Here is a 25431-nt window from a genome sequence, read left to right as displayed (position 1 = left end):
TTTTGGAGTGAGTGGAAGTGATAGTTAGGAATTCTCAAATTCTATTTCCATTTACACTGTGGGTACGTTTTTATTTCCATTGACAAGGAGTTTGAGGGAATAGAAACGTACCCACCTATATGAAAAAATCACGAAAGGTTTGATCTATGGAAATCAGTAGAAATTAGGTGATACAATAACACGTTATAAAAACCTTGAAATCAGTATGTTTCAAGGTTTTAAGTACTCTTACGGATAGCATTGGGAACATCTAACTTTCTTGAGGAGTAAAGTTTGTTTCTCAATATAGTAATCGTTAAATTGTGTCGAAGCGTTATATGATATGATAATTCCAAATAGTCCTTTGGGCTTTTTATGGCATTGTGATATTCTCTAAGAACACGAGATTGCTTCAATAATTTACAAAGTTATGGGGATTTCTCATAGCTTTTTTACTTTCTTCCTTGACAATTGAGCGAGTGTTCAACTATAATGATGATAGTTGAGTGGTTGTTCAACTGAATCATCGATTATTGAGGTATGAGATGTAATTTTTCTTCTCTATCACCAGTAATGCAAGCTTTATTAGCTGGCTTATTCAACTGGTTTTGTACCCTTATCGGTGCTAGTTTGGTCTTTTTTGTCAAAACCATTCATCAAAAATTCATGGATATGATGATGGGCTTGGCAGCGGGCATTATGACGGCAGCGGCAGTCTGGCCTTTGCTTGTCCCTTCTTTGGACTATAGCCAGTCAATAGCTACGAACAGATTTTACTGGTTGACGACGGCTGTTGGTTCTATTGTCGGGGGCTTATTTATCCGCTTTATTAATTATTTGGTTCCCGACCTGCATTTGAATCATCAGATGAGTGATAAGGAAGGGATTTTGAATCCCAAAAGACCCTTATCAAAGACCATGCTGCTTTATCTGGCGGTAGTGTTTCATAATATACCAGAGGGCTTAGCAGTTGGTGTGGCATTTGCTAGTGTGGCAAATCTCGCAACTAGACTTTCCTTTACGTGAATGAGTGCCCTTGGATTGGCCTTGGGAATTGGCATCCAAAATATTCGAGAAGGCTCTGCCTTGTTCTTGCCACTACGGGTAGAAGGGCGAAGTAGGAAATCAGCTTTCTACTATGGCGCCATGTCAGCGATTGTTGAGTCGATTGCAGCTGTTTTAGGGGCCTATGCTGTTATGTCTATGACCCAGCTACTACCTTATGCTCTCTTATTTGCGGCGGGAGCCATGATTTATGTTGCAGTGGAAGAACTTGTGCCAGGTGCTCAAGAGCACAAGAATACCGATATTGCGACAGGTGGGGTTATGGCCGGATTTCTAATCATGATGTTACTTGATACAACTTTAGTATAGGAGGAATAGAAAATATGTCACAGTGTTTAACAGCTTGTAATCCAGATTTAATTCAAGGGGTCCATGAGACGGAGTTTGATACCGTTACATTGCTAAATATGTCCAATTTTTTTAAGGCGATTTCTGACCCAACTCGTTTGCGGATTTTACAAGCAGTACGGCAAAATCCAATTTGTGTCGGAGACTTAGCGATTGCGTTACAGATGACCAAGTCTGCTATTTCTCACCAACTACGCTATCTGCGGGACTGCCAATTGGTCAAGGGGGAGAAAAAAGGAAGGATGACCTATTATGAACTTGCGGACGATCATGTCGCAGCAGTCTTGTCTTTGACACTGAAACATTTGAAAGAGGAAAAACATGAAGAAAGAGTATGAACTTCGAGGAATTGACTGTGGCAATTGTGCTGCTAAGATTGAACGTGCTGTCAATCAATTGGAGCAGGTAGAATCTGCCACTGTCAATCTGATAGCTCAAAAGCTGATTTTGGAAACAAAAAGCGAAGATGGGATAGATAAGGAAATTATTGACTTGGTGGATGCTATTGAACCTGGAATCGAAGTTATCAGTGAGAAAAAGGAAGAGGCACTTCCAGAAAAACGAGATTGGGCGAAAGAGCTGCTACTTGCTGTTATGATTCTATTTGCCTTCGGCTTTTTCCTGCCAGAGGAGTATTTCTGGATTCGTCTGGTCTATTATCTGACCCTATATATCATTATCGGCCATAAGGTTCTTATCAAGATGGTTCAAAATATTCAACGTGGTAATCTTTTTGATGAAAACTTTTTGATGAGTATCGCGACCTTAGGAGCCTTTCTCTTGGGAGAATTTCCAGAGGCAGTAGCCGTCATGCTTTTTTATCAGATTGGGGAGTATTTCCAAGATAAGGCCACCTCTCAATCTCGTCAGTCCATTGCACGATTGATGGATATTCGGTCGGATAAGGCTTGGAGACTAGAGGGGGGAGAAACCGTTCAAGTAGACCCTGAAACAGTAAGGGTTGCGGACCATATTTTAGTTAAGCCTGGGGAGAAGGTGCCCCTAGATGGTCTGGTCAGAGAAGGTCGTTCTATTCTGGATACGTCAGCCTTGACAGGAGAATCACTGCCTAGGGAAATTGGCGTTGGTGAGGACATTACAAGTGGTGTGATCAATTTGACTAGTCCATTGGTAATTGAAGTGAGCAAGACTTTTTCGCAATCAACGGTCAACAAAATTTTGGAATTAGTTGAAAATGCAAGCAATAAAAAAGCGGAGACGGAACGGATGATCACACGTTTTTCGCGTGTGTATACACCAGTGGTTGTCGGAATCGCTTTTCTGCTTGCAAGCCTGCCTCCCTTGCTTGGTTTAGGGGAGTGGTCGACTTGGCTTTATCGGGCACTTACCTTTTTAGTCATTTCTTGCCCTTGTGCTCTTGCGGTTTCGGTACCAATGAGTTTCTTTGGCGGGCTAGGGGGAGCATCTAAATTAGGTGTCTTAGTGAAAGGTGGGAATTATTTAGAGGCTCTTGCCAAGTTGGATACGGTCGTATTTGATAAGACGGGGACAATTACAAAAGGTATCTTTGCGGTGGATACCGTTGTCAACGCAGAAGGTGTCGAGGATGATATTCTGTACCTCGCTGCCCATCTGGAAAGCTATTCCAATCATCCAATCGCAAACTCTATTCGAACAGCCTATGGACAGGAAGTGGACGAGAATAGGGTGAGTCAGATTACCGAGCTACCAGGGCAGGGCATGTCCGGTAGGGTAGATGGCAGACAGCTCTATCTTGGGAATGCTAGATTAATGGAAGTTCAAGGGATTGCTTATCCAGCTATTGACAGCACAGGAACAGTTCTCTATTTGGCAGAGGACAGTCATTTTCTAGGCTATTTCCTTATCACAGACCAAGTGAAGGAGACGAGCATCGAGGCCTTGAAGGATTTACAGGCAGTCGGAATTAAAAAGACGGTTCTCCTTTCAGGCGATCGTCAGGCAGTGGTTGATGAATTTGCACAGCAATTTGCCTTTAATGATGCATTTGGAGATTGCTTGCCTCAGGATAAGGTGAGTACATTTGAGGAAATTCTGACTCAGTCTCAGCAGGCTGTTGCCTTTGTTGGAGATGGGGTGAATGATGCACCGGTTCTTGCTAGGGCAGATGTTGGTATTGCTATGGGAGGGCTAGGTTCGGACGCAGCCATTGAATCAGCAGATGTTGTACTGATGGATGATGACCTTGGAAAACTTCCTCAAGTCATTCGACTGGCAAAAAAGACAGTCAGAATAGCCCAACAAAACATGACCTTGGCTATTGTAGTTAAACTAATTTTCTTGGTTCTAAGTGGATTGGGAATTTCTAATATGTGGGAGGCCATCTTTGCAGATGTTGGTGTAACGCTACTAGCAGTATGGAATGCATTGAGGGTCTTGAGGATAGATACCTCCACTTTGTCAAAGTAAGTGAACTGATGTTAGTATGATTTTATGGACACGTTTTGGTAGAATAGTATCTAACCAAAGGAGATGTCCAAATGAGCCAAAAATATACCAAAGAGTTCAAGGAAACTAGTGTTCAATTACATGAAGCAGGACACGTGGAGTGTGTAGCTTTGCTTCTACGAGCTGATTAAACAAGGATTTAGCAAGTGAAAGTCCTAAAGTAAGGAGTTGAAATATGAAATTCCATGAATTTGGGGATAAGAATTTGCCTTCTATCTTACTGATACATGGCGGTGGTAGCTCTTGGTGGAACTATCTTCGTCAAGCACGAATCTTGTCAGAAGAATACCGTGTTATTCTACCCACTTTGAATGGCCATGGCGAGGAATATCAACTTGATTATGTTTCTACTGAAGATTCTGCCTTAGAAATCCTAGACTATATCAAAGAGAACTGTGGTGGGAAATTATTTGCTTTAGGTGGAGTTTCTCTTGGTGGTCAAATTGCCATGGAACTTTTGTCCTTAGACAGCGATATAGCTGAGAAAGCTATCATAGACGGAAGTATCTGTATTCCTCAACCAAGGTTGGCGAGATTTAGTATCTTGTTGGTATCTTTATTTGGAAAACTGATGTTTAGTAAATCCTCTTGTAAATTTCAGTTAAGTATTATGAATAAATGCTATCCTAGATTAGCTTACCCAGACGAGATAAAAAATTATTATATGGAGGATATGCCAAGGACACCTATCAAAGCATTAGTGACCATCTATAAAACTTATATGGAGCATTATAAGTTGAAGAGTAGGATTTCTAAAAGTAAGGCGCAGGTTCTCTATATTTATGGTGAAAAAGAATTGAAATGTGTTAAGGAATCAGCTAGATTATTTCAACAGTTGCACCCCGACACTATCTTGTATGAAGCAAAGGGTTATAACCACGGCTATTTATCAGCCTATCTACCTCAAGAGTGGATTAAGTTGGTTGTTCCATTTTTGGAGAATAACGATTGATTATACTTTATTAATTTAGAAAGCAGGGTTTCATGGAAGTCAAAAAATATAGTCCTCTTAATTCCTTAAAAAAGCTAGCAGATAATCTATGGATTGTGGATGGGGAAGAAGTACTGATGGACTTCAAATTCTTCAAAGTGCCTTTTTCAACTAGAATGACAGTTATCCGTCTACAGAATGGTGGTCTTTGGGTGCATTCACCGACTAAGCCTAATGACAATTTACTTTTTGAAATCAAGCAATTGGGTGAGGTAAAACACCTTATTGCACCCAATGTCTTACATTATAGTTATATAGATGAATGGCATCAACTATTTCCTGAAGCAAAAGTTTGGCTAGCTAGTGGTGTTCAAAAGCGTCCCAGAAAATCGGGAATGAGTTTGGATTATGGTCAGGAATTAAGCAAGGCCAATTGGAACGAAGAAATTCTTTTTACAACATTTGAGGGAAGTTTTTATGTAAAAGAGGTTGTTTTTTTCCATAATGAAAGTTCAACTCTGATTTTAACGGATCTTATTGAAAACATAGAAACTGAGAATGTATCGATTTTTGAAAAGCTACTGTTTAAAATAGGCGATAATCACTATCCAAATGGTAAAACACCAAGAGATTTAAGAATGAGCTTCTTATTTGGCAAAAAACAAGCTTTGAGGAGCTACCACAAAATAAAGAAATGGGAACCTAAGAATATTATTATTTCTCATGGACCGTGTATGATTGGTCAAGCAAAAGAGATGTTAAACCAAGCGTTCTTTTGGCTAGAGAAATAGGGTTATGTGGTTAAGGGAACTTGTCGAAAGACAAATACGAATACTTCGACCTCTGTATTTAAAAGTTTCGTTCATTCGCCGCACGCAAAATAACACCCCACAAGCTACAACTTGTGGGGCATTTTCTTTTATTAGTTTTTCTCTTACAAAATAAGGTCTGTTTTTTCAACTTTGTAAAGGGCAATTCCCATGATTATGGTCAAGACAAGAAGAATTAAAACAGCAGGGGTCCAAGAGTTAAAGAGTTGTTTGCTTGAACCGAACAAGACTGGACCAAGGGCTGCAAAGATATAGCCTCCGGTTTGGGCTAAACCTGATAGTTGGGCTGTTTTTTCAGGCGTGCTAGACTTCATTGAAAAGGCAACCATCATGTAAGGGAATAGGACACTAGCAGAACTTCCGATTAAGAGGTTAAGGACTAACCAATACACAAAGCTGTCTGTATTGATTAGAAGCATGGAAACTCCGATGAGTCCTGCTAGGACGGTAGCCACTAGCATCAAATGGCGGTTACGATCAGAAAGTTTAGTGATTAGGCTAGGAACGATCATAGAGAATGGAATACTCGTCAGTGTGAAAACGGAAGCTAGAATTCCGGCATTGGCATCACCAACACCGGCTTGTGTAGCCATGGTTGGGAGCCAAGTGATAGTGGTATAGAAGAAGAGTGATTGTAATCCACCGAAAATCATGATAGCCCAGACCTTGCCACTCTTATACCAACTGCCTGAATTTTCGCTGGTAGACGTTTCTTGTTCTAAGTAATGATTGTGACGGACATTAGGAAGCCAAACTACAAGAGCCAGGGCACAGACTGCTGTCAATACCCAGACCAAGCCTTGCCATGAGGTTGCCTTAGTGATTGGAACGGCTACCGATGAAGCCACAGCTGTGGACAAGCCCATGGCTGTAATGTAGAGTGTGGTTAAGAATCCTAACTGATTTGGCTCATTAGCCTGAATTAGGCTTGGGAGAAGGACGTTGATAAAGGCAATTCCAGCTCCGACTAGCAGCGTTCCTACATAAAGAAGAGGGAGATTAAGGGTACGCAAAGCAGAACCAAGTGTCATCACAATTAAAACACCGAGGAAGAGTCTTTCAATACCAAAGCGTTTGGCCCAGCTAGCCGCAAAAGGTGAGAATATCGCAAAGGTCAAGAGAGGCAGACTTGTCAAGAGACCGAGAGAACTGACCTCAACGCCTAGACCGGAAGCAATGTCTGATAAGACCGTAGACAAGGTTGTGAACGGGGCCCGCAAAACGATCCCTAGAAGAAGGATTCCAGGGATTAGAAAATGTGAATGTTTCTGTTTCATAAAGCATCTCCATGTTTAATAAGGGTATTTAAATTAATAAGCATATGATACTAATGCGCTACTTCCATCTTACCATAAATGAAGGGGGTGATGAAAGCGATTACGCTAGATTATCAAAAGGAAAATAGAGAATTTTTAGTTTTAAAATCCTATTCTACTGATTATCTGATAACATCATTTGATTTCAAAAAGACCGAACATCTAGTCCAGTCTCTTTTCAATGTCTTCTTAAATTTCATACCCCATAAGGAGTCCGCCTTCTTCAGCATAAAAACTACAGAGTCCAGAAGTGGGAAGGACTTCGATGCTTGCTTGGGCAAATTTTTCACGAACCAATGCAGAGAATTGCTCGATAAATTTGTCATTGTTGCGGTGGGCAATCGTAATATGTCCACCTGTATAACCTGCCTTGATTAATTCATCAAAGGCAGCTTTGATAGCTTTCTTTTGGCCACGAGCTTTTTGAAGCAACTCAAGGGTACCCGTTTTACTAGCTTCACCGACCATACGGATATTGAGGAGTCCAACAACGGTACCAACCAGTTTACTTAGACGACCATTCTTCACCAAATTATCAACTTTGGCTAAAACAAAGAGCAACTTAGTCTTGGCTTGGTAAGCTGTGATAGCATCAAGGACTTGGTCAAAATCAAGGCCTTCAGCAACTAAGTGATTGAGTTTACGAACGAGCAGGTCGACCTCGCCACCAGCTGACAGGCTATCAATCACGTGAATCTTGGTATCAGGATGCTCTTCCAGATAAATTTTCTTAGCAATTTCAGCACTATTATAGCTACCAGAAAGGGTTCCAGTAATCGTCACGACGACGATATTGTCCGCTCCTTCAAAAGACTTCGTGTAGTCATCAGGACTTGGACAAGCAGATTTGGAAGCAGTTGTAGTTGCATACATCTCCTCCATCATTTGATCAATATTGAGTTGGGCATCATCCCTGTAAATGGTTTCGCCCACTTGGATAGTCAAAGGAACACTGACAAACTCCGTATCTGGTGCCAGATTGTCCAAAGAACGGTAGTCACAGCCTGAATCCGCAATAATTTTCCATTTCATAGGTTACACCTCATATCTGCATAATGTACATTGACAAGTGTTTTGTCTTCTTTTACAATTTTATCATGAAGTGCATTGCTATCAAAGCAGATTTCATCAGGTGTGACAGATAGAAAGTGAATGTTATGGCAGAAAGAAAAATCTCAGAGAAATCCTTGGAAAATCTCAAACGATTTAACCAAGAAAACAAAGCAATTACACGAGAATCCATTGAAATTTCTCTCCTGCAATTGTTGGAGAAAAAAGACTTTAAAAAGATTACCATATCGGAACTGGTTGAGCGTGCGGGTGTATCTCGTGCTGCCTTTTATCGCAATTATGGTTCTAAGGAAGAGATTTTGAAATCTATTTTTGAGTCTAGCATTGCAAAGATTACTAAGTCCTTGGACGGCTATAATCTCAAGACGGATCTTTACCAAGTCTGGGTTTATCTCCTTAAGGAAGTCAAAAAAGAAGCTAAAATCATCAGTCTTGCCATTGATTATAATTTTGAGCAGGTTTTGACCAAGGCAGTTTATGATTTTTTGGAAAAACGAAATGGTAGCTCATCAAATGGTGCCGGTAGTTACCTCAATTCCTTTTGGAGCTCAGCTATTGTCTCAGTGATTTCCAAATGGGTCAAGGATGGCATGAAGACCCCAGCTGAAAAGATTGCCAAACTTGGTCTTCCGCTTTTTCCACATAAAAAGAAGTAGTAATCGCTAAGAGATGGTTTCTAAGTAAACTGCACCTCCATAACTAGTTCAAATGAATAGATAGAACTGTGCACAGATGATACAGAGGACATGAAAGATGATCGAAGAACGAATTCTTGCTGCTAAGCAGTATGTTAAAACCTTATTTGCTGATCGAGCAGATGTCCATGATGTGGCGCATACCCTCCGCGTTTATACCAATGCTATCAGAATTGCACAAGCAGAAGGTCCATGTGATCTGGAGATAGTGGGCTTGTCAGCTCTTCTTCACGATGCTGATGATAAATTGTTCCATACAGAGAATAATGCTAATGCTCGCATCTTTCTAGAAGAGATTGGTACTCCTAAAAACCAAATCGAGCAGATTTGTCGGGTTATCAATGCTGTTTCTTTCAGCAAAAATCATGGGAAACATCCAGAAACGTTAGAAGGTAAGATCGTCCAGGATGCAGACCGCCTGGATGCGATAGGAGCTGTAGGAATTGCGCGAACTTTTTCCTATGGTGGTCACAAAGGGAGACCCCTTACTGATACCGTCCAACATTTCCACGACAAGTTGCTCCTCTTAAAAGATGAAATGAACACGGAGACTGCCAAACAAATGGCAGAAAGTCGCCATCAATTTTTAATCACCTTTCTAAAAGAACTAGAGAAGGAATTGGACTGAGTGAAATATTGAAATTAACTTTTATAAAAGACTTATTTGAAAGGAAGATATGCTAAATCAACTAATAAAGAAACCTATTTTAAGTTGTTCAATTATATTTGTTATCTGCTCAGTAGCAAGGCTAATTGAATACTTCTATATTAGGACGGATGAAACCTTCTTATCTGAGAATTTTCTACATAAACTTTTTGGAATTCTTCTACTGTGGGGAGTCCTTTCAATTTGTAATTTAAGATGGAAAGATATTGGTTTCAGTCCTGACGGAATAGTGAGTGGTATAGGGAAGGGGCTACTCTTTGGCTTAGTGTGTTCCGTCTTTGCATATACAGTTGAGTACATTGTTCTCTTGTTTCTTCATGGCAATGTTCACTTATCGTTTTACGCCAGTGGTTTTTCCTTAACAAACGAAAAAGTATCTCAAGCAGGAATCTTACTTATTCTCTCAAGTGTGTTGTTTAACCTGATAAATGTCTGGATGGAAGAAGGAATATTTCGTGGCCTTTTCACAAAAATTCTTGAAGGGATTTCGTACCGCAAGAGTCTATTCTTTATAGCCTTCCTATTTGGAATATGGCACTTGGTAATGCCTTTAAGAGATTATCTTCAAGGAGAATCATCACTATTAAATCTTATTGCCATGGGGATTGGCTATGTTATCCTAGCAGGAATGATGAGTATCAAATGGTCTTTACTTTACAAAATGACAGGTTCCTTGTGGCTAGGACTTGGAGATCATCTTTTCAACAATCTTGCTTCAAATCTTGTCCATGTGGTTTCTAATTCTGAAGTGGATAGTTTGCAGATTGTGAGAATATTGCTATGGCAGTTGTTGTCGTTTGCTATAGTGTTATGGGGTTATCAGAAAACTAACAAGAAAAACTGATAGTCAATCCCTTGCCACTACAACTAATAGGAGGTTCAGTATGCCAATTTATGAATTTTGTGCAGAAAATGTCACTCTCTTAGAAAAAGCCTTTAAAGCTGGTGCTCAACGCGTAGAGTTGTGTGATAATCTGGCTGTTGGAGGCACGACGCCTTCTTATGGTGTCATAAAGGCAGCCGTTGAGCTGGCCAAGGATTATCAGGCTAAAGTGATTGTAATGATCCGTCCACGAGGAGGCGACTTTGTCTATAGCCAGCAGGAATTAGCTATCATGCTGGAAGATATCAAATGTGCGCGTGACTTGGGTGTTGACGGCTTTGCACTTGGTGCTTTGACTTCAGAAAATCAACTCGATACAGAAGCTCTTAAGACCTTACTAGATGCCAGTCGAGGCTTAGAAGTTACCATGCATATGGCCTTTGATCAGATCCCTAAAGCAGATCAACCTAGTGCTATCCAATGGCTTAAGGACCACGGTGTGACGCGTCTTCTCACCCGTGCTGGGACTCCCGAGACTGATTTAGAATCACGCTTGAAACGTTATGCAGAATTGGTTAGGCTAGCAGAAGGTCAGTTGGAGATTTTAGCCGGTGGTGGTATCTCCGTGGCTAATCGTGACCAATTTCTTGCCATACCTGGTCTTGAGCAAGTTCATGGTACACGTGCCGTCTTTTAGATTTCAATGGAACCAGCTTCTTGGCTTGGTTCCTTTTAATTTTTGTACCATGAAAAGTCACTTTGCCTTTCTAGCCATTCTTTGATAAGCTATTACTATAACATTTAAAAAATTGGGGGATGTATGTTAGATAATTTGTTAAAAAAGAACCCTGTCTTGGGTGTCATTATTTATCCGTTATTAGGTTTAGGAGCTATTTGGCTTGGTCACTATTACTCACAGAGCCTTTCACTATTGGAAAAAACGGGTGGTCAGCTTAAGGTTAATACTTTTGTTTACATTGCCTATCAATTAGGTGGGATCAAACTCGTCATGGGTTTCTTTATTCTTTTAGCGCTTTTCTTTTTCTATCTGGGCTATACTTACTTTAAAAAACTTGGTAATACTCAGAAATAAGGACCATGGTTATACATCGACTGCAGCTACTTGCTTGCAGTCTTTTTCTTTTTTAACTGGTCAACCAGAATCCCCAATTTATGCTAAAATAAAAGTATTACGCTTCAAAAAGGAGATGAGATGAAAGCAGAAGAATGGTTAACCTATTTTATAAAGATTTATGGACGTCACCCAAAGATGACAGAGGTTGACGAGGCGATAAAAAATGGCAGTCTCTTGGCCAATCGAGCAGAAGTAGAGCGCTTATTGTTAGCATCTAAGAAAAGCATTTGGCAAACCTTAAGTCAGTCTATTGTGACTCATAAGGTCGTAGCGTCAGTCCTTGCAGTTTCTTGTATGACGCTTCTTGGTGGTGGTGCTATTTTTGCTTGGCATTCTCATCATTCGAAAGCTCAACAGACGTCATCCCTTGCGGTAGCTTCGTCAAGCAGTCAGACTGGTCAAACGTCTTCCTCAGACAAGTCTAAACAATCGAGTTCCAGAGCTTCTGAGTCGTCTTCAAACTCTAGTTCTCAAAGTCAGAATGCCTCATCAGAAGCCAAAACTCCTGCCATGGATGTGGATGCTATTCGAATTGGTGATTTTTCAAGCATCGAAGGTGACTGGGTTTCTGACGGTGGTCATGTTGTGACCATTACCAAGTCAGGGCTCACAAAGTCTGAAGAGACAGGAAGTACTGATGGCAAGACTGTCGTTAAAGATTTCAACGGTCAGCCTATGTTTTATTTTGCGGACAATGGACCAGGGCATGGGGTCAATCCTTTTGTGCCTGTGCCAGCCAATCAAGCAGCACCGTCTCCGGACAATTCTGTCAAAGACACAGATCGTTTGGTTCAAATTCCAGAGTCTGCTGGGCCAGGGGTGGTTTACACGTCTTATTACAGAGTGAAAAGCAAGAATCGTTACTAGCGTGTCACCGATCGCGTCCTTAAGCGGTGGTTTACACGTCTTATTACAGAGTGAAAAGCAAGAGCCAGTCCAGCCAGACTAGCCCAACCAATACGACAGCCCTTTGGGATAGTGACAAGGCTGCCAAGCTCGCAAGTTACATGGTGGAGTTTGGGCACAAGATGAATCAAGAAAGTTATAGAAGGCTAACACCTAACGGAAGTGATGATTTCTTTGGTGCCATGTCTTTTGCTAAAAATAACCGCATTATTGTAGGTGAAAAGACTGAACAAAATGCCCCAATGACCAACCAACAAAAGGTAGACGTTGCCTTTTCTGACGATGGTACAGGGACAGCCGACTATATCATTGTAGACAGCTACGGGTATTCAGGTTCCACCATGATTCTCTACCATTTCACCATCCATAAAGGTCAACCAGTAGTCCTAGTTTCCATGCAAAATCAGGGAAATCCTGAAAACATGTATTACATGTACCCTACCAATAATAAGGATATTCAAGAAGCCTTTGCCAATATTGTGAATGACAAGTGATGGTTTGAGGGGGTTGAAAGAAAAATTTTACATCTTAAAAATACAATATAAGTGAACAAAAGATTTTCTATGTTCCAAATCTGTTTATTTACTATTTAACTATGCAGAATGATTATCTATATAAAAAAGCCAGTCTATCGTCTAGACTGGCTTTTCCTATTATAAAATAACTTAGTTATTCATCTTTTCGCTTTTCTGTCATCAGAGCTAATGGAGTACATATCAATACAATGATTGCTCCTACAATAAATACATTATCAAATGCCCTGCTTAACTGCTCATTTTTTTCTTTAACAATGACTTTAAGAGCAGATGCTAATTCATCCTTTTGAGCTAATAATTTAATCGCTGTACCAACTTTAGCTTGTCCTCCAGATATAGTTTTCAAACTAGTTGATAACTGTGGGACACTTGAACTAACAGTTTCAACTCCATTGATTAATAACTGATTTGCATCATAAATCTTTCTATAATTACTCCCCTTTTTAGGTTCTGGAAGATTATCTGTTTTTTGAGCAGCTATTTTGATTGCCTCAACCATATTACTTTGTTTGGTTGAAATACTATTATTTTTCTTAGTCGTATCGAAAGTTTTTGAAATTTCCTTCTTAGCAACTTTTTTTACGTCTGTTGATAAAACCCGTTTTTCAATTTGGTTATACGCTGTTTCCTTAATTTGTGTTTTAGCAATATTGACATTACTATTTAAAATGGTAACGAGGAGAGCCATACCAATGGCTTGCCCAATATATCTAGAAGCATTAACGATACCTGACCCAATTCCAGTCTTATTAATTGGTAAATATTTTACTGATGATGTTAAGGACATTGCCATAAATCCTAGTCCTAAACCAATAATTACATTACAACAAACAATGAGGCTTTGTGAGGTATTATACTCAATAAGACTAAGCATAAATAATCCACCTGCTGTAATAACCAAACCGATACTAATGAGCAATCTTGCACTAATTTTTTGGTACATCTTAGTTGCTAACGGCATATCTACTATGATAGCTAAAGAGGTGGGAATAATAAGATATGCTGAATGCAAAGCAGAATAGTTGCGAACATTTTGCAAGAAATAGTTTAAGATCAATGAAGGTACGATAATCGCAAATCCAAAAATCATATAAATAAGACTTGAAGATGTAAATGTACTTTCCTTGAATAAATTTAAGTCAATGATAGGTGATTTTACTCTTCTTTCGGTTAAAAAAAAGAAAAATAGGCCTACAACACTAATAATAAAACTAGCTATGATGGTTTGTGATGCCCAACCATACTCGTGACCTTCTAATAAACCAAATATAAGTCCACCTAAAGTACAAGTAAGAAAAATAATACCTAGCCAGTCAATATTCTTTGAAATTTTTAAATCATATGATTCTTTTGTCCCTACTAGGATCATCAAGAATGCAAAGATAGCGATTGGAACATTAATACCAAAAATCCAATGATATGTTGTCCAATGGACAATTAAACCACCAATTACTGGTCCCCCCGCTGCAGCTAAGGCACTGAAGGTCCCCATAATAGCAGTAATACGGCTAGTATTCTCTTTCCCAAGTAGTTCAATTCCCATGGGGAGAACAATTGGAGTTAATATGGCACCTCCAATTCCTTGGAAGAACCGAAAAATAATTAAGAGTAATAAAGAATCAGCCACCATACATGCGAATGAGAAGATGCCAAATATGACTACACCAATTAGCATAACCAATTTTCTACCGTAGATATCAGCGAGTTTTGAAACAGTAATAATAAATACAGACATTGCTAAAACATAGATTGTTGCTACCCAACTTGTATCAGTCAATCCTGTATGTAAGTCTTCCATAATATTTGGTAGGGCGATATTAACAATCGTGGCATCTAAAGCTCCCATAAAGAGTGCTAAAACTAGACCTATAAATCCTAGAATTTTTCTTGATTTTGTCATTAAATTCTATTCCCTTCATTAATTATTTTGTTAAATGATTAATGATGCATCAATTATCTTCGTGAACATAAAACAGTCTTTTTTAACTTTTATAATTCACATAAAAAGAATATAATAATACCCATATATTGACCATGACAACATCAAACAATATGTTTAATTAAGGAAAAAATGACAAAGAAAAGAAAGACTAATAGCGTTACTAACCTCAAGTCTGCTTTGATAGACCTCCTACTTGAAATGGAGTACTCAAAAATAACCATTGGAAATATAACTCAGAGAGCAAATGTTAGTAGGGGAACATTTTATCAACATTTTCTTGATAAGGATGATTTAGCATACTCTATCGGAACAGAGACGATGCAAAGATTTTGGGAGATTTTAGCTCAAGGAAATTTAGATAAAGGGGACATGCTTTTAAAGGCTCTACTATTAATAAAAAATGACTATAAACATTTTAAAGCAATTTCAAAAGCACCTCACGTTCAATTTAAAGATAAGGTTCAACAACTTATTTGTGATCTTATAAATAACAACCCAGCTATTAGAGAAAAGATCAAGAAAAAGACGAAGATTTCAGATGAAATTGTGATAAAAGCCTTCTCTACATCTTTTGAAACCATTATCTCATCCTGGATTGATAATGATTTATCGGAAAGTCCCGAAAAAGTTGTAGATAATATCATTAAAATTGAACAGCTATTTTGGAAATAATAAAAAATATAGAAAAAATGATAAAAATCCGTAGTCTTCAAACGGTGTGAGCCTATACTGAGACTTTACGCCGTGATAAAAACGCCTGAAGAATTGGTATTTCAGGCGTTCGGAATTTTTGAGACTCTAGGCTCAAAAATTAGCCATGGAACTTCGAAGAAGTTCGCTGGCGTCCGCTATCACCTAAGTAAAGTCTCAAGTAAAAGCGTTTATCCTCAATCTAAAGCCTTAGCAACAAGGCTTTTTCTTGTGGATAAGTATCTTAAGAATGAGTAGTCAGCAAAATCTGGTATAATGAAGCCAAGGAGGCGCCTATGAAACATTTGAAAAAACAGACGCTAATTCTTTTATCTATCGCTAGCCTATTACTCGTCGGTTTAGCAGTTTTTGCACATATCCACAAAAAGGAGGAAAAACCAAGCTACTCCAACCTTAATAGCAAGGCCAGTCTTAATGAGGTACGTTCCATTCTCTCGAAACATTTGAACGAGGAGAGTGTGGATAACTTTATCAATCTGGTTAGGGATTACAATGATACCGTGGGTACTGTTGGACTTTCTGGGGATTTTGCGCCATTTACCAAAACAGACTATGATGTGGAAAAAATCAGTAGCCTGTGGACAGCCAAGCATGGTGACTTTATCGGTACCAACTGCCGTATCAACACCTACACGCTACTGAAAGGCAAAATCAAGATTCCTCAAGTCAAAAGTGATACTGAGCTCCTTTTCCAAGACAAGGACGCCATTGACAAGGGCAAGCTCTTTAATGCCAAGGACCAGGCAAACTTTGACATTCTTTTTTCAAGGGTCAAGACTGAAGCTACCCAAGATGTCAAGGTTCACGCCAAGCATATGGAGGATTACTACAAACAGTTCACCTTTGATGACAAGGCACGCATGCTGTCGGTTGTTGTCCACGATAATTTGGATGGTGATTCCCTTTTTGTTGGTCACGTCGGCGTCCTAGTTCCTACGGCGGATGGCTACTTATTTGTTGAAAAGTTGACCTTCGAAGAGCCCTACCAAGCTATTAAATTTGCCAGCAAAAAAGATTGCTACAAGTATCTCACAACCAAGTACAAGGACTATACCGGACCAGGTCTAGCCAAACCCTTTATCATGGACAATGACAAATGGGTGGATATGGACTAGGTTAAGGTGGGACGACAGTTTTAATAGGGAAGAAAAAGGAACCAATATATGAAAAGGAAACAGGCCTTGTTACTTTATCTGGCGGGGACCTTTGGACAGATTTTACTGGTCACTCTTCTTGTTTGGCTGCTAAGAGCAGGAGGAGTTAGGGTTGATTATGGGACTCCAATTGGCCTCTTTACCCTTATGTTAGGTGGCTTGTCATCAGCCATTTGGGGAGGCTATGTTAGTATCCGCTATCATCACTCCAGTTTTAAACAGCTTGTCAGAGATTTTTTCCAAGTCAAACAAGCTCCTCTTAACTATCTCTTAGTCCTCATTTTTATAGGTTTGGATTTTTTACCACAGGTCTTTAGTGGGGAAATGATTATTCCAACTTGGTATCTCCCCATAATTTTATTTGTAAAAGCCCTCGTCTTTGGTGGTATAGAAGAAATCGGTTGGCGTTATTTTTTCCAGCCTACTTTGCAAGAAAAGTTGACCTATCTAGTGTCTACGCTGTGTACCTTTGTAGCTTGGTCACTATGGCATTTGCTCTATTTTTATATTGATGGCTCTTTGGCAAGGATTCATTTACTGCCATTTTTGCTAGGCTTATTAAGCAATTGTTTCATCTTATCCGCTATTTATACAAAGACCAGAAGCCTTTGGCTTTGTGTGATGACACATGCGTTGATCAATGCTTTATCGCAACTGTCATTAGTTGAGAGCCTTTGGTTATCCCTTGTGATTAAGGTGCTGATAATACTTCTTGCCATGAGAATTGCTAGTAGCAGTGTGGAGAAAGTTAAATGATAAACCGACTTTTTCTCACTTTGTTTCAATCATTATACATCAAAAGAGCAGTACAAGTTGACTGCTCTTTTTTCTATGTAATACTCAGATGACCTTGCCCATCTTTTTGAGGCATGTTATACTAAAAATGTATTGTCAAAATTTTCTGACTTTACGAGTGAAAAGGAGGTGCTAATGCCTTTTAAAAAAACAAAACACCTTGTTTTTTCCCGCTACCTAAGCCTGCTCTGTTTGCTTCTATTTTTAGTAGTAGCGTCAGTTTTTGTTGCAGTGTCCTTAGGAGCGGTCACTATAGATATAGGTGATACCTATGGTGTCATCCTCAGAAAATTGGGGTTTCCGATTGCCAGTCAAAGCATAGCCAAACCACTTGAAGCTATTATCTGGAATATGCGAGTTCCTAGGGTTCTCCTAGGGTTAATAGTTGGTGCAGGTCTTTCCATGTCTGGGAGTGTCATGCAGTCAACCGTTAATAATCCGATTGCTGAGCCCTACATTTTGGGAATCTCGGCAGGGGCAACTTTTGGAGCAACCTTGGCCATCATTTTAGGTCTTAAGGCTGTGGTAGGCTTGGGTGCCTTTGTGGGGGCTATCCTAGCGACGGTTCTTGTCTTAATCATTGCCTCTATGCAGGGGAGAGTGACCACATCTGGCCTGATTTTATCTGGAACAGTTGTTAATGCCCTCTTTATTGCCTTTGCCAATTTTATAATCTCTATTGGAGCGACAGCAGACAGTGTCATGACCATTAAGTTTTGGACCATGGGTTCATTGACAGGAACATCTTGGTCAGATTTGACGCTTCCAGCAGTAGTGGTTGGTTTGGCCTTTCTCTTTTTCTCAACTCAGTATCGTGTCTTCAATGCCATGATGATGGGAGATGAGGCAGCTTTGACTTTAGGGATTCCTCTTAAACTCTATTGGTATCTTTATATTGCCATCGTTGCAGTCATAACGGCTATCTTGGTTGCTAGCTGTGGGATTATTGGCTTTGTCGGCTTGATTACCCCTCACATTGCTAGAAGTTTAGTCGGGACTAACTATCGTAAGCTTTTTCCAGTGGCAACTCTCTTAGGTTCCTTGTTTGTGATTTGGGCAGATGTCTTGGCTAGAATCCTCGTTAAAAATGCAGAGCTACCTATCGGTATCTTCACTGCCTTAGTTGGCGCACCTTTCTTTATTTATATTGTGACTAGAAATCGTAGGAAGGTGGTTTAGTCTTATGGATGTAAAGTGTAAGGATATTCATTATTCGATTGGAGAGAAAAAAATCCTAAACGGTGTCTCTCTAGAGGTTAAAGGTGGGCAATTCCAGACCATACTAGGACCAAATGGGAGTGGGAAATCAACCTTGCTAAAAACCATTTATCGCCAGTTGAAACCAGATAGCGGTCAGATTTTACTTGATGGTAAAAGCCTAGATCAGGTAAGCCTAAAGGAAACTGCAAAAGAAATGGCTGTTGTGACACAGTTTAACACCCTTCAATTTGATTGCACGGTGGAAGAAATTGTCATGCTTGGCCGAACGCCCCATCTTTCCTTTCTGCAAAAAGAATCGGAGCGGGATCACGTCCTCGTTCAGGATGCCTTAGACAAGGTTGGCATGTCTGAAAAGAAGGCACGCTATTATTCGTCCCTATCAGGTGGCGAAAAACAAAGAGTCATCCTGGCGCGTGCCTTGGCTCAGGAACCCAAACTCCTTTTATTGGATGAGCCTACCAATCATTTGGACATTAAGTATCAGTTGGAGATGTTGGCCCTGGTTAAGGAACTCGGCATTAATGTTCTCGCAGTTCTCCACGATATTCAATTGGCCTGTCGTTTTTCAGATTATATCTACTTAATGAAAGGGGGTGAGATTGTTGCCCAAGGTGTCCCAAGGGATGCCGTAACCCCACAATCCTTGCAGGCGGTTTATGATGTTCAGAGTCGTATTACTTGGACGGATGACCAGCAGGCAATGATTCAGTATTTATAAGCCTAGGAAAGGAAGGCCTTATGAACAAGAAAACATTTCGTATCGCATTAATCGCTGCAGCAGTACTCACATTGACAGCATGCAGTTCTACATATAAAAACAGCACATCATCGTCATCAGCAGCAAAAGAAACGGTGAAAAAGACCAACTCAGAAACCCAGTATCCCTTGACTGTCAAAACTTATGACGATAAAGGAACTGAGCTAGATCAAGTCTTCAAAAAGGCACCAGAAAAGGTTATCACCAACAACCTTTCATCAACTGAAATCTTGATTGAGCTTGGTTTGAAAGACAAAATTGTCGGTATGCTTAACCCTGACAATGAAGTAACCGATAAATATAAGGAAGACATTGCTTCAATCCCACATATCGGTGATAAGAAAACAATTTCTCAAGAAGCCATCTTGGCTTACGGACCAGATGCTCTTATTGGTCGTAACATGATGTTCTCAGACAAGTCAATGGGAACCATCAGTACATGGAACAGCAACGACATTCCTGTCTATACGCAAAAAGCTTCTGTTTCAACAATCAAACAAGATTTGAATAATATCATCGAAGATGTTAAAAATATTGGTGACATTTTCAACGTCCAAGATAAGGCAGACAAGTATGCGGGACAACTTCAAAAGCGTATCGACGCTGTTAAAAAGAAAAACAATTCTTCTGACAAAGACTTGAAGAAGGCTCTTATCATGTGTGCCTACAACGATGAGACCTTTGGAACTTACAAATCTGCCCTTCAAGAAAGTATGCTCAATCAGCTTGGTTATACCAATGTTGCGACAGGAACATCAGATTTGACTTTGGAAAATCTTGTGTCAATGGAACCAGAATTGATTATCTATGTAACCAGTGACCGTAATAAGGCCATGGACAAGGATGCTAAAGACAAGATGGAAAAGAACGCTGTTCTTGAAAATGTTCCAGCCGTTAAAAACAAGAAAATCATGACTATTTCTTATGATGAGCTTATGGATTACGGTCCATCTGTGATTGATTCTCTTGAAAAGGTTAATGACTTTGTTAATAAATAAAGACTTTGTCTGCCATGACATTCAGGTTACGATTGCCATTCCTGAGTCCTATGATTCCAAGAAGGCTTATCCAGTAGTTTTTCTGAACGATGGGCAGCTTGAGTATCTGGGAAAAATCGCAGATTCTGTTATCCTGGTTGGGCTTGAACCTCAGAATCGCTTGGATGATTTTACGCCTTGGCAGGCTCAGGCTCTGAGACCTGGAAGCCCTGATTTTGGCGGTAAGCTAGCCAGCTATCATGACCATCTATTTGGCTATATTTTCAAAAGCATCGCACAAGAGTTTCGACTGGATGAAAGTCGCATGGCTTACGGAGGCTATTCGCTGGGTGGTTTGGCTGCTATTTCCAGCCTTTATAGTAGTGATAGGATGCCTTTGATCTTTTCCATTTGCGGATCCTTTTGGTATCCAGATTTTGTAGATTACTGCAAAGCCCACCAGCCCATCAATAAGTCTTGCTCGGTCTATTTACGTAACGGTTTGACCGAGGGGGCTAAGCATAAGAATAGATTGGCCAAAGCTCCTAGTTATGCCAAAGAAGTGCATGAACTTATCAAAAAACAGAGCGTGTCTACTTATTCAGCATTTGACCCCTACGGTCATCATGACCATCTTCAAGAAAGATATGATGCTTTTTCGGATTGGTTGATTGAGCAGTGGAAGCTCTGAAATGTTGATATTGGCGAGTAGGAAAGAGATAAGAAAAGTAGTGAAGAAAGTTCCGACGATGGAATCACTTCACTACTTTTTGTTATGCTTAATTTTCTAATCACTCTTAGTGACAACATACACAACCCATTTGTAATTTTGCTTTTCTTCAATCTTTGAAAAGCCAATGCTTGTTAACAACTGCCTCAATTCATGGCTTGTCCCATAATCTGTCATATGATATTTTATTTTTTCTTTTTCGGAAGCAATAATCAAAGTGGAAGGATTGGACATGACTCTATAGATTTCCTGAAAACTCTGCTTCAAATCGTCCCAGAAAATATGTGTCTGAATAGCAAAGACTAAATCAAAATCACTATTTTGGTAGGGAAGGTTTGCTACATTACCAATCCTCAGCTTAACACTTCCATTTTCTATAGCCTCTGAATGAATTCGTCTAGCAGTATGATAAGACTCTTCGGAAATATCAATACCATGAATGTCAAGGTCTTTATCTAAAGCAAGAAGGTTTTTAATAGTGCTACCACCGCCATAGCCGATTTCTAAAATCCGACTATTGTTGGGGATAGTGGTTTGTTTGATTGCCCAAAGGCTGAGTTCCTTGAAATAGGACGACCAGATGTTGGTAATCAATCGCCCGACAAGACCACTTGGTTTTCTAGATTGCTTTATAAGATATTGAATGAGCATGGTCCCTCCCATTTTTGAAAATAAAGTTTGAAATATACATGATTAAAATTCAAACTTCATTATAGAGAAAGCTAGTAAGAATAGCAAGGAAAAATGAAATATATGAATATATATTTCAAACTTATGCTACAATTGGTAATAACAGAGGTGTTCACATGAATCAATATCAAAAGACGACTGAGAAAAAGAAGCAAGCGATTATTCAAGCAGCCTTACAATTATTTAAAGAAAAAGGTTTTAAAGACACGAGTATAAAATCTATTGCAGAGGTAGCAGAAGTATCACCAGTTTCTATCTACAATTATTTCGGAGGCAAAGATAATTTGGTAGCTCTCTGTGTTAATGACTTGTTTGAAGAAATAGCCCAACAAGCTGATAATATTTTAAACAGCGATCTAGATTTTAAAACAAAATTAGACCATGCTTTTGCCCTATGTCAGGAGAAAATGAGTCAGCAAATTTCGGACTATTTTCAAGATAAAATGGTGGAAGATTCTGTTTTTTCAACTCTCTTAGCGAAAGCGATCACTGTAAAAAAACGTGATATCTATCGTGCTTATATTGAGCTAGGAAAAGAAGAGGGCCTTATTGCTGAAGACCTATCGACAGAGCTTATCTTAAATGTCATGGATGCTCTTAATGGTATGGGAAATCAGTTAGACCACAGTGACAATTTAGAGACAGAAGTTGACCAAATTCATCAGATTTTTTTGTATGGTATTTTTGGAAAAAAATGAGTCTAGCTTTCATGTCTTGTCCATCAATCCCAATCAGTTGTATATTCTCATGCATGGGTGTAAAATCTACTATATAAAGATAAAGAGGAAGTAGTAATGGAATTAAAAGATTTTACAGAACAAGAACAAAAGCAAATCGAAAAAGGTTTGAGTACAGCTGAGATTTCTGACAAGGAAGCGGCTAAGAAGTTGCTCGCTCTCGTACCGCAAGAATGGATTAAACGTATTCCTTTCTTTGTCAGAGGGCATGCGACGACCAAGACGGTGGAGCGTGTAGCCAAGCAATACCCTGAACTCTACGCAGTAGCTAAACGCCAAGGGGACCTTCCTGAAAAAGAAGGCCAAGAGCTACGTAAAATCATGACAGCTATCTTTGAAGAAAAAATGAACAAACACAAGATTAAGTAAGATTTATAAAGATTGTGAACAATACCATCTTTGAGTCGATGCGGATTAAGGTGAGATCTATCTGATTTATTATCCCGTAACGGAGGAAAAATGAGCAAATTTATTTCAAAAAAATCAGTCGCTATCTGGTATGCACTGACTGCCCTCCTTGCTACATTTATAGTAGGGCAAGTTATCCTTTGGTGTTTCCCAGATGGAAAGAGCACAGGTGACTCTCTACTGTTTATCCTAATGAACTGTATTCCCCTGATTATGGCGGCTATCTTTTCTCTTGTGTTGAGTGAAGTCAAATCTTTGGGCGATTTTTTCAAAAAGGTCTTTCTTCAAAAAGAAAGTCACCTATCCTGGATCCTAGCTTTCATCATCCCCGTCATCTATTATGGGATTTCAATCCTGCTCATGAATGTTCGCTTTACTGGGAACTCCCTCTTAGCCTTCTTCCTATATCTCCCCTGGACCTTTTTATATGGCGGTCTGGAAGAAGTCGGTTGGCGTTGGTTTTTACAAGAACATCTTTACTTTAGTAAGCACTTTATAACTAAAATGATGGTTCTTTCCATTATCTGGTTCCTCTGGCATATCCCTATCTATCAACTACCTTGGATTACAGCAGGCTCGTCCAACTATCTCATCTTTTACCTGATGATTTTAGGGAATACCTTTCTTTTGGGAGCTCTTAAAGAGTACTCGAGAGGAGCTGTTCCTTGTATCCTCGCTCATATGCTGATCGATAGTCTGGCTGTCCTTATGCTGGTTCAGAGTTCACTCACTCAGATTGTCCTTCTTGTTATTTTCGAAATTCTAGTAGCCTTTTGGCTGGTGGCCATGAGAAAATCATAGAAATAGACTTCAAGCTCTCACCTGATTTAGATGAGAGCTTTTCTTTCCTATCTGTTGACATAATGATATAGTGTCATTTTTAGGAGGTGACTCGTTTGGCTTCATCATCTAAAGACTAAAAAAGAAGGCCAAGAGTTGCGTGAAATCATGACAGCCATCTTTGAAGAAAAAATGAACAAACACAAGATTAAGTAATGTTGTATGAAAAGAGGTATAAGTCCGCAAACTTACACCTCTTTCTTATCTTTACTTCTTATTTGATTTGGATAGGCTGATGGCAACCATTGTCGCACACAGGAAAAATGCAGCTAGTAACCCTTTTGTAGTAGTCGTCATGAAAGGTTTATCAAAGACATAATAGTTATAGACAGCAAATCCCAGTCCAATAAGAGTTACAATAATCGACACAACAAATAGCGTCACCCATAATCTTCTTTGAGTCATCGTCAACCTCCTCTTTGTATCCGTTTTCTTTCTGCCTATAGTATAACATAAAAAACCTTAGCTAAATTCCATAGAGCGGTTCGGCTAAGGTTTTTCATTTTATTTCGTCAAGATAACCGTATCATTTGGATCGTGGTCATCATCTTCAATAGTCAGTTGATTACCATCGAGTTTATAGTGTTTGGTGTCGTCACCGATTGTTAGACTTTGATTGTCAGAGTTAACTGTCACAGGCTTGCTTTCCTTCTCGCCATCTGCCTCGTCCTCTTCCCAAGTTCCAGTATTTCCAGAGATGGTAAGAGTAATGCGATCATTTTCGTCAGTCCCTTTATAGGTGCCATCTAGCCCTTCAGTTTGTTTAGAGGCTTCAGAGCTTTGTGAAGATGAAACCTTACTTGAACTTTGTTGGGTGCTAGCAGAGCTTTCAGGTGTTTGAGCTTTCTGGTTTGAGCAGGCTGCTAAAAGACCAAGAACTGCCATAGAGGCAAGAGAAAGTGTGAGTTTTTTGGACAATGTCATAGGCTTGTCTCCTTTCTTTGATACCTTAAGTATAGCAAACGCTTACAAACAAACCAAGCAAAAAACCTTTTCTGAAAATACTTGAAAATTACTCTTTCGGATTCTTAAAAGCATAATATATTATCCCTATTTAAACTATGCTATACTGATAAAAAAGCAATCAAGGAAGGTTCCTAATGACAATTACCAATCCACGTCGCCAGTGCGAGCGACTTTGGGCAGCCAATAAGTATCTGGTGCTCAGCCATTCGAACAAGATTTACTTGGAAATCCGTAACTATCTCAAGAATGAAGAGGTTAGTTTGGATCAGGTTCAAGCCTATATTGATCAAGCACTTGACCTTCCTGAAAATCCTGGTCAGGTCGTCAATGCCTTCCAACATATCTGGGGGTATTTTAAGAAAAAGGCGACTGCCAGCGAAAAGGAAAAGTTTATGGCCCAACTGGATAGCTACGCAGCAGGCAAAATTCCCCAGACGTGTTTAGTGGAATCCGTCAAAGAGCTCCTCAGCAAGTATCCTAATCGTTATCTGGAGGAGTCAACCTTAATTAATGGGGGTTCAAAATGAGACTGTGGCATCAAGACTTGATTGCAAAACTACCTCGTCAGCAATTATTAGGACAACACCGAGAATGTTGTGCCCTTCGTGGTAAGGGATGGCAACGCAAACATGCGACGGTTAACTATGTTTTTGATTATTCACCGTACCGCTTGTTTAAATACCATGAGCTTATTATGCAAGAAATGGCGGAACGTGGCTATCGTGTCAGCCCAGAGTGGTTGGACAAGGAGTA

29 protein-coding genes and 1 pseudogene are annotated in these 25431 nt (G+C 39.6%); 24 read left to right on the top strand and 6 right to left on the bottom strand.

Translation table 11 applies throughout. From position 1 onward, the window contains the following. Nucleotides 1–519 precede the first annotated feature (519 nt). From AX662_RS10985 to AX662_RS07160, 5 genes and pseudogenes are all read left to right on the top strand, one after another. Nucleotides 520–1353, top strand: a pseudogene (locus AX662_RS10985) (ZIP family metal transporter). Between the two features lie 14 nt (nt 1354–1367). Beyond that, entirely contained in the window at nt 1368–1730 is a 363-nt protein-coding gene (locus tag AX662_RS07175; RefSeq protein ID WP_002890511.1) for an ArsR/SmtB family transcription factor, read from the top strand. Further along, nucleotides 1714–3801: a heavy metal translocating P-type ATPase gene (locus tag AX662_RS07170; protein WP_002890512.1), complete on the top strand. Its 2088-nt coding sequence runs from the start codon at nt 1714–1716 to the stop codon at nt 3799–3801. Before AX662_RS07175 ends, AX662_RS07170 begins: the two co-directional genes overlap by 17 nt. Before the next feature lie 214 nt (nt 3802–4015). Continuing rightward, nucleotides 4016–4792, top strand: coding sequence for an alpha/beta fold hydrolase (locus AX662_RS07165; RefSeq protein WP_060972043.1), 777 nt, complete (start codon nt 4016–4018; stop codon nt 4790–4792). 32 nt (nt 4793–4824) lie between these two features. Continuing rightward, the gene (locus AX662_RS07160) at nt 4825–5562 is read left to right on the top strand and encodes a DUF4336 domain-containing protein (RefSeq protein ID WP_060972042.1); all 738 of its coding nucleotides are present in this window, start codon (nt 4825–4827) and stop codon (nt 5560–5562) included. Nucleotides 5563–5705: 143 nt separating this feature from the next. Here the strand turns inward: AX662_RS07160 and AX662_RS07155 are convergent, their stop codons facing one another. Together AX662_RS07155 and AX662_RS07150 are read right to left on the bottom strand one after the other, a co-directional pair. Continuing rightward, nucleotides 5706–6878, bottom strand: a complete 1173-nt coding sequence (locus AX662_RS07155; RefSeq protein WP_060972041.1) for a CynX/NimT family MFS transporter — start codon at nt 6876–6878, stop codon at nt 5706–5708. 228 nt (nt 6879–7106) lie between these two features. Beyond that, nucleotides 7107–7949: a DegV family protein gene (locus AX662_RS07150; RefSeq protein WP_060972040.1), complete on the bottom strand. Its 843-nt coding sequence runs from the start codon at nt 7947–7949 to the stop codon at nt 7107–7109. Between the two features lie 125 nt (nt 7950–8074). Between AX662_RS07150 and AX662_RS07145 the strand changes: the two genes are divergently transcribed. The 7 genes from AX662_RS07145 (at nt 8075) to AX662_RS10975 (ending at nt 12708) form a co-directional block, all read left to right on the top strand. Further along, nucleotides 8075–8644: a TetR/AcrR family transcriptional regulator gene (locus tag AX662_RS07145; protein WP_002885959.1), complete on the top strand. Its 570-nt coding sequence runs from the start codon at nt 8075–8077 to the stop codon at nt 8642–8644. 97 nt (nt 8645–8741) lie between these two features. Continuing rightward, nucleotides 8742–9311, top strand: coding sequence for an HD domain-containing protein (locus tag AX662_RS07140; protein ID WP_060972039.1), 570 nt, complete (start codon nt 8742–8744; stop codon nt 9309–9311). A gap of 49 nt (nt 9312–9360) precedes the next feature. Further along, nucleotides 9361–10194 (top strand): CPBP family intramembrane glutamic endopeptidase, encoded by an 834-nt coding sequence (locus tag AX662_RS07135; protein ID WP_060972038.1) that lies wholly within the window; start codon nt 9361–9363, stop codon nt 10192–10194. Nucleotides 10195–10234: 40 nt separating this feature from the next. Next, nucleotides 10235–10870 carry a copper homeostasis protein CutC gene (locus AX662_RS07130; protein ID WP_060972037.1) on the top strand — a complete coding sequence of 212 codons (636 nt, stop codon included), beginning with the start codon at nt 10235–10237 and terminating at the stop codon, nt 10868–10870. A gap of 123 nt (nt 10871–10993) precedes the next feature. Further along, the gene (locus AX662_RS07125; protein WP_002885916.1) at nt 10994–11266 is read left to right on the top strand and encodes a hypothetical protein; all 273 of its coding nucleotides are present in this window, start codon (nt 10994–10996) and stop codon (nt 11264–11266) included. Nucleotides 11267–11386: 120 nt separating this feature from the next. After that, nucleotides 11387–12175 (top strand): DUF6287 domain-containing protein, encoded by a 789-nt coding sequence (locus AX662_RS10980; RefSeq protein WP_229040604.1) that lies wholly within the window; start codon nt 11387–11389, stop codon nt 12173–12175. Nucleotides 12176–12225: 50 nt separating this feature from the next. Beyond that, on the top strand, nt 12226–12708 hold the full coding sequence (locus AX662_RS10975) for a DUF4767 domain-containing protein (protein WP_231728420.1): 483 nt from the start codon (nt 12226–12228) through the stop codon (nt 12706–12708). 175 nt (nt 12709–12883) lie between these two features. Here AX662_RS10975 and AX662_RS07115 read toward each other — a convergent pair whose 3' ends face one another. Continuing rightward, complete coding sequence (locus AX662_RS07115; protein ID WP_060972036.1) at nt 12884–14650, bottom strand: DHA2 family efflux MFS transporter permease subunit; 1767 nt, start codon at nt 14648–14650, stop codon at nt 12884–12886. A gap of 171 nt (nt 14651–14821) precedes the next feature. Between AX662_RS07115 and AX662_RS07110 the strand changes: the two genes are divergently transcribed. The 7 genes from AX662_RS07110 to AX662_RS07080 all read left to right on the top strand — a co-directional run bounded on the left by AX662_RS07110 (nt 14822) and on the right by AX662_RS07080 (nt 20998). Further along, on the top strand, nt 14822–15364 hold the full coding sequence (locus AX662_RS07110; RefSeq protein ID WP_060972035.1) for a TetR/AcrR family transcriptional regulator: 543 nt from the start codon (nt 14822–14824) through the stop codon (nt 15362–15364). Between the two features lie 314 nt (nt 15365–15678). Then, nucleotides 15679–16518: a DUF4300 family protein gene (locus AX662_RS07105; protein WP_060972034.1), complete on the top strand. Its 840-nt coding sequence runs from the start codon at nt 15679–15681 to the stop codon at nt 16516–16518. A gap of 48 nt (nt 16519–16566) precedes the next feature. Continuing rightward, a complete protein-coding gene (locus AX662_RS07100; RefSeq protein WP_060972033.1) occupies nt 16567–17313 on the top strand; it encodes a CPBP family intramembrane glutamic endopeptidase in 747 nt (248 codons plus the stop codon). Between the two features lie 174 nt (nt 17314–17487). After that, nucleotides 17488–18531: a FecCD family ABC transporter permease gene (locus AX662_RS07095; protein WP_060972032.1), complete on the top strand. Its 1044-nt coding sequence runs from the start codon at nt 17488–17490 to the stop codon at nt 18529–18531. Nucleotides 18532–18535: 4 nt separating this feature from the next. After that, the gene (locus tag AX662_RS07090; protein ID WP_060972031.1) at nt 18536–19291 is read left to right on the top strand and encodes an ABC transporter ATP-binding protein; all 756 of its coding nucleotides are present in this window, start codon (nt 18536–18538) and stop codon (nt 19289–19291) included. A 20-nt stretch (nt 19292–19311) separates the two neighbouring features. Next, complete coding sequence (locus tag AX662_RS07085; protein ID WP_060972030.1) at nt 19312–20328, top strand: ABC transporter substrate-binding protein; 1017 nt, start codon at nt 19312–19314, stop codon at nt 20326–20328. Further along, nucleotides 20309–20998, top strand: coding sequence for an alpha/beta hydrolase-fold protein (locus AX662_RS07080; protein ID WP_060972029.1), 690 nt, complete (start codon nt 20309–20311; stop codon nt 20996–20998). The genes AX662_RS07085 and AX662_RS07080 overlap by 20 nt, the downstream gene beginning before the upstream one ends. A gap of 96 nt (nt 20999–21094) precedes the next feature. On the opposite strand, the gene AX662_RS07075 is transcribed toward AX662_RS07080, so the two are convergent. Beyond that, the gene (locus AX662_RS07075) at nt 21095–21688 is read right to left on the bottom strand and encodes a class I SAM-dependent methyltransferase (protein WP_060972028.1); all 594 of its coding nucleotides are present in this window, start codon (nt 21686–21688) and stop codon (nt 21095–21097) included. A 155-nt stretch (nt 21689–21843) separates the two neighbouring features. On the opposite strand from AX662_RS07075, the gene AX662_RS07070 reads away from it, so the two are divergent. From AX662_RS07070 to AX662_RS07060, 3 genes are all read left to right on the top strand, one after another. Continuing rightward, a complete protein-coding gene (locus tag AX662_RS07070; protein WP_060972027.1) occupies nt 21844–22425 on the top strand; it encodes a TetR/AcrR family transcriptional regulator in 582 nt (193 codons plus the stop codon). Between the two features lie 96 nt (nt 22426–22521). Then, nucleotides 22522–22833: a hypothetical protein gene (locus tag AX662_RS07065; RefSeq protein WP_014633350.1), complete on the top strand. Its 312-nt coding sequence runs from the start codon at nt 22522–22524 to the stop codon at nt 22831–22833. Between the two features lie 90 nt (nt 22834–22923). Further along, nucleotides 22924–23673, top strand: a complete 750-nt coding sequence (locus tag AX662_RS07060; protein ID WP_048674351.1) for a CPBP family intramembrane glutamic endopeptidase — start codon at nt 22924–22926, stop codon at nt 23671–23673. A 246-nt stretch (nt 23674–23919) separates the two neighbouring features. On the opposite strand, the gene AX662_RS07055 is transcribed toward AX662_RS07060, so the two are convergent. After that, nucleotides 23920–24117 (bottom strand): hypothetical protein, encoded by a 198-nt coding sequence (locus AX662_RS07055; RefSeq protein ID WP_002886034.1) that lies wholly within the window; start codon nt 24115–24117, stop codon nt 23920–23922. Between the two features lie 99 nt (nt 24118–24216). After that, nucleotides 24217–24636 carry an SP_0198 family lipoprotein gene (locus tag AX662_RS07050; protein ID WP_002885897.1) on the bottom strand — a complete coding sequence of 140 codons (420 nt, stop codon included), beginning with the start codon at nt 24634–24636 and terminating at the stop codon, nt 24217–24219. A gap of 176 nt (nt 24637–24812) precedes the next feature. Here AX662_RS07050 and AX662_RS07045 point away from each other — a divergent pair, with 176 nt between their 5' ends. Together AX662_RS07045 and AX662_RS07040 are read left to right on the top strand one after the other, a co-directional pair. Next, nucleotides 24813–25205, top strand: coding sequence for a YbgA family protein (locus tag AX662_RS07045; RefSeq protein WP_060972026.1), 393 nt, complete (start codon nt 24813–24815; stop codon nt 25203–25205). After that, a partial coding sequence (locus AX662_RS07040; protein ID WP_231728419.1) for a TIGR02328 family protein occupies nt 25202–25431 on the top strand: 230 nt, incomplete at its 3' end. The genes AX662_RS07045 and AX662_RS07040, both read left to right, overlap by 4 nt.

It is taken from the genome of Streptococcus sp. CCH5-D3, from assembly GCF_001556435.1.
Taxonomy (GTDB): Bacteria; Bacillota; Bacilli; order Lactobacillales; family Streptococcaceae; genus Streptococcus.
The sequence above is the reverse complement of the archived record's forward strand: the minus strand, read 5'-3'. Positions and strand labels throughout refer to the sequence as shown.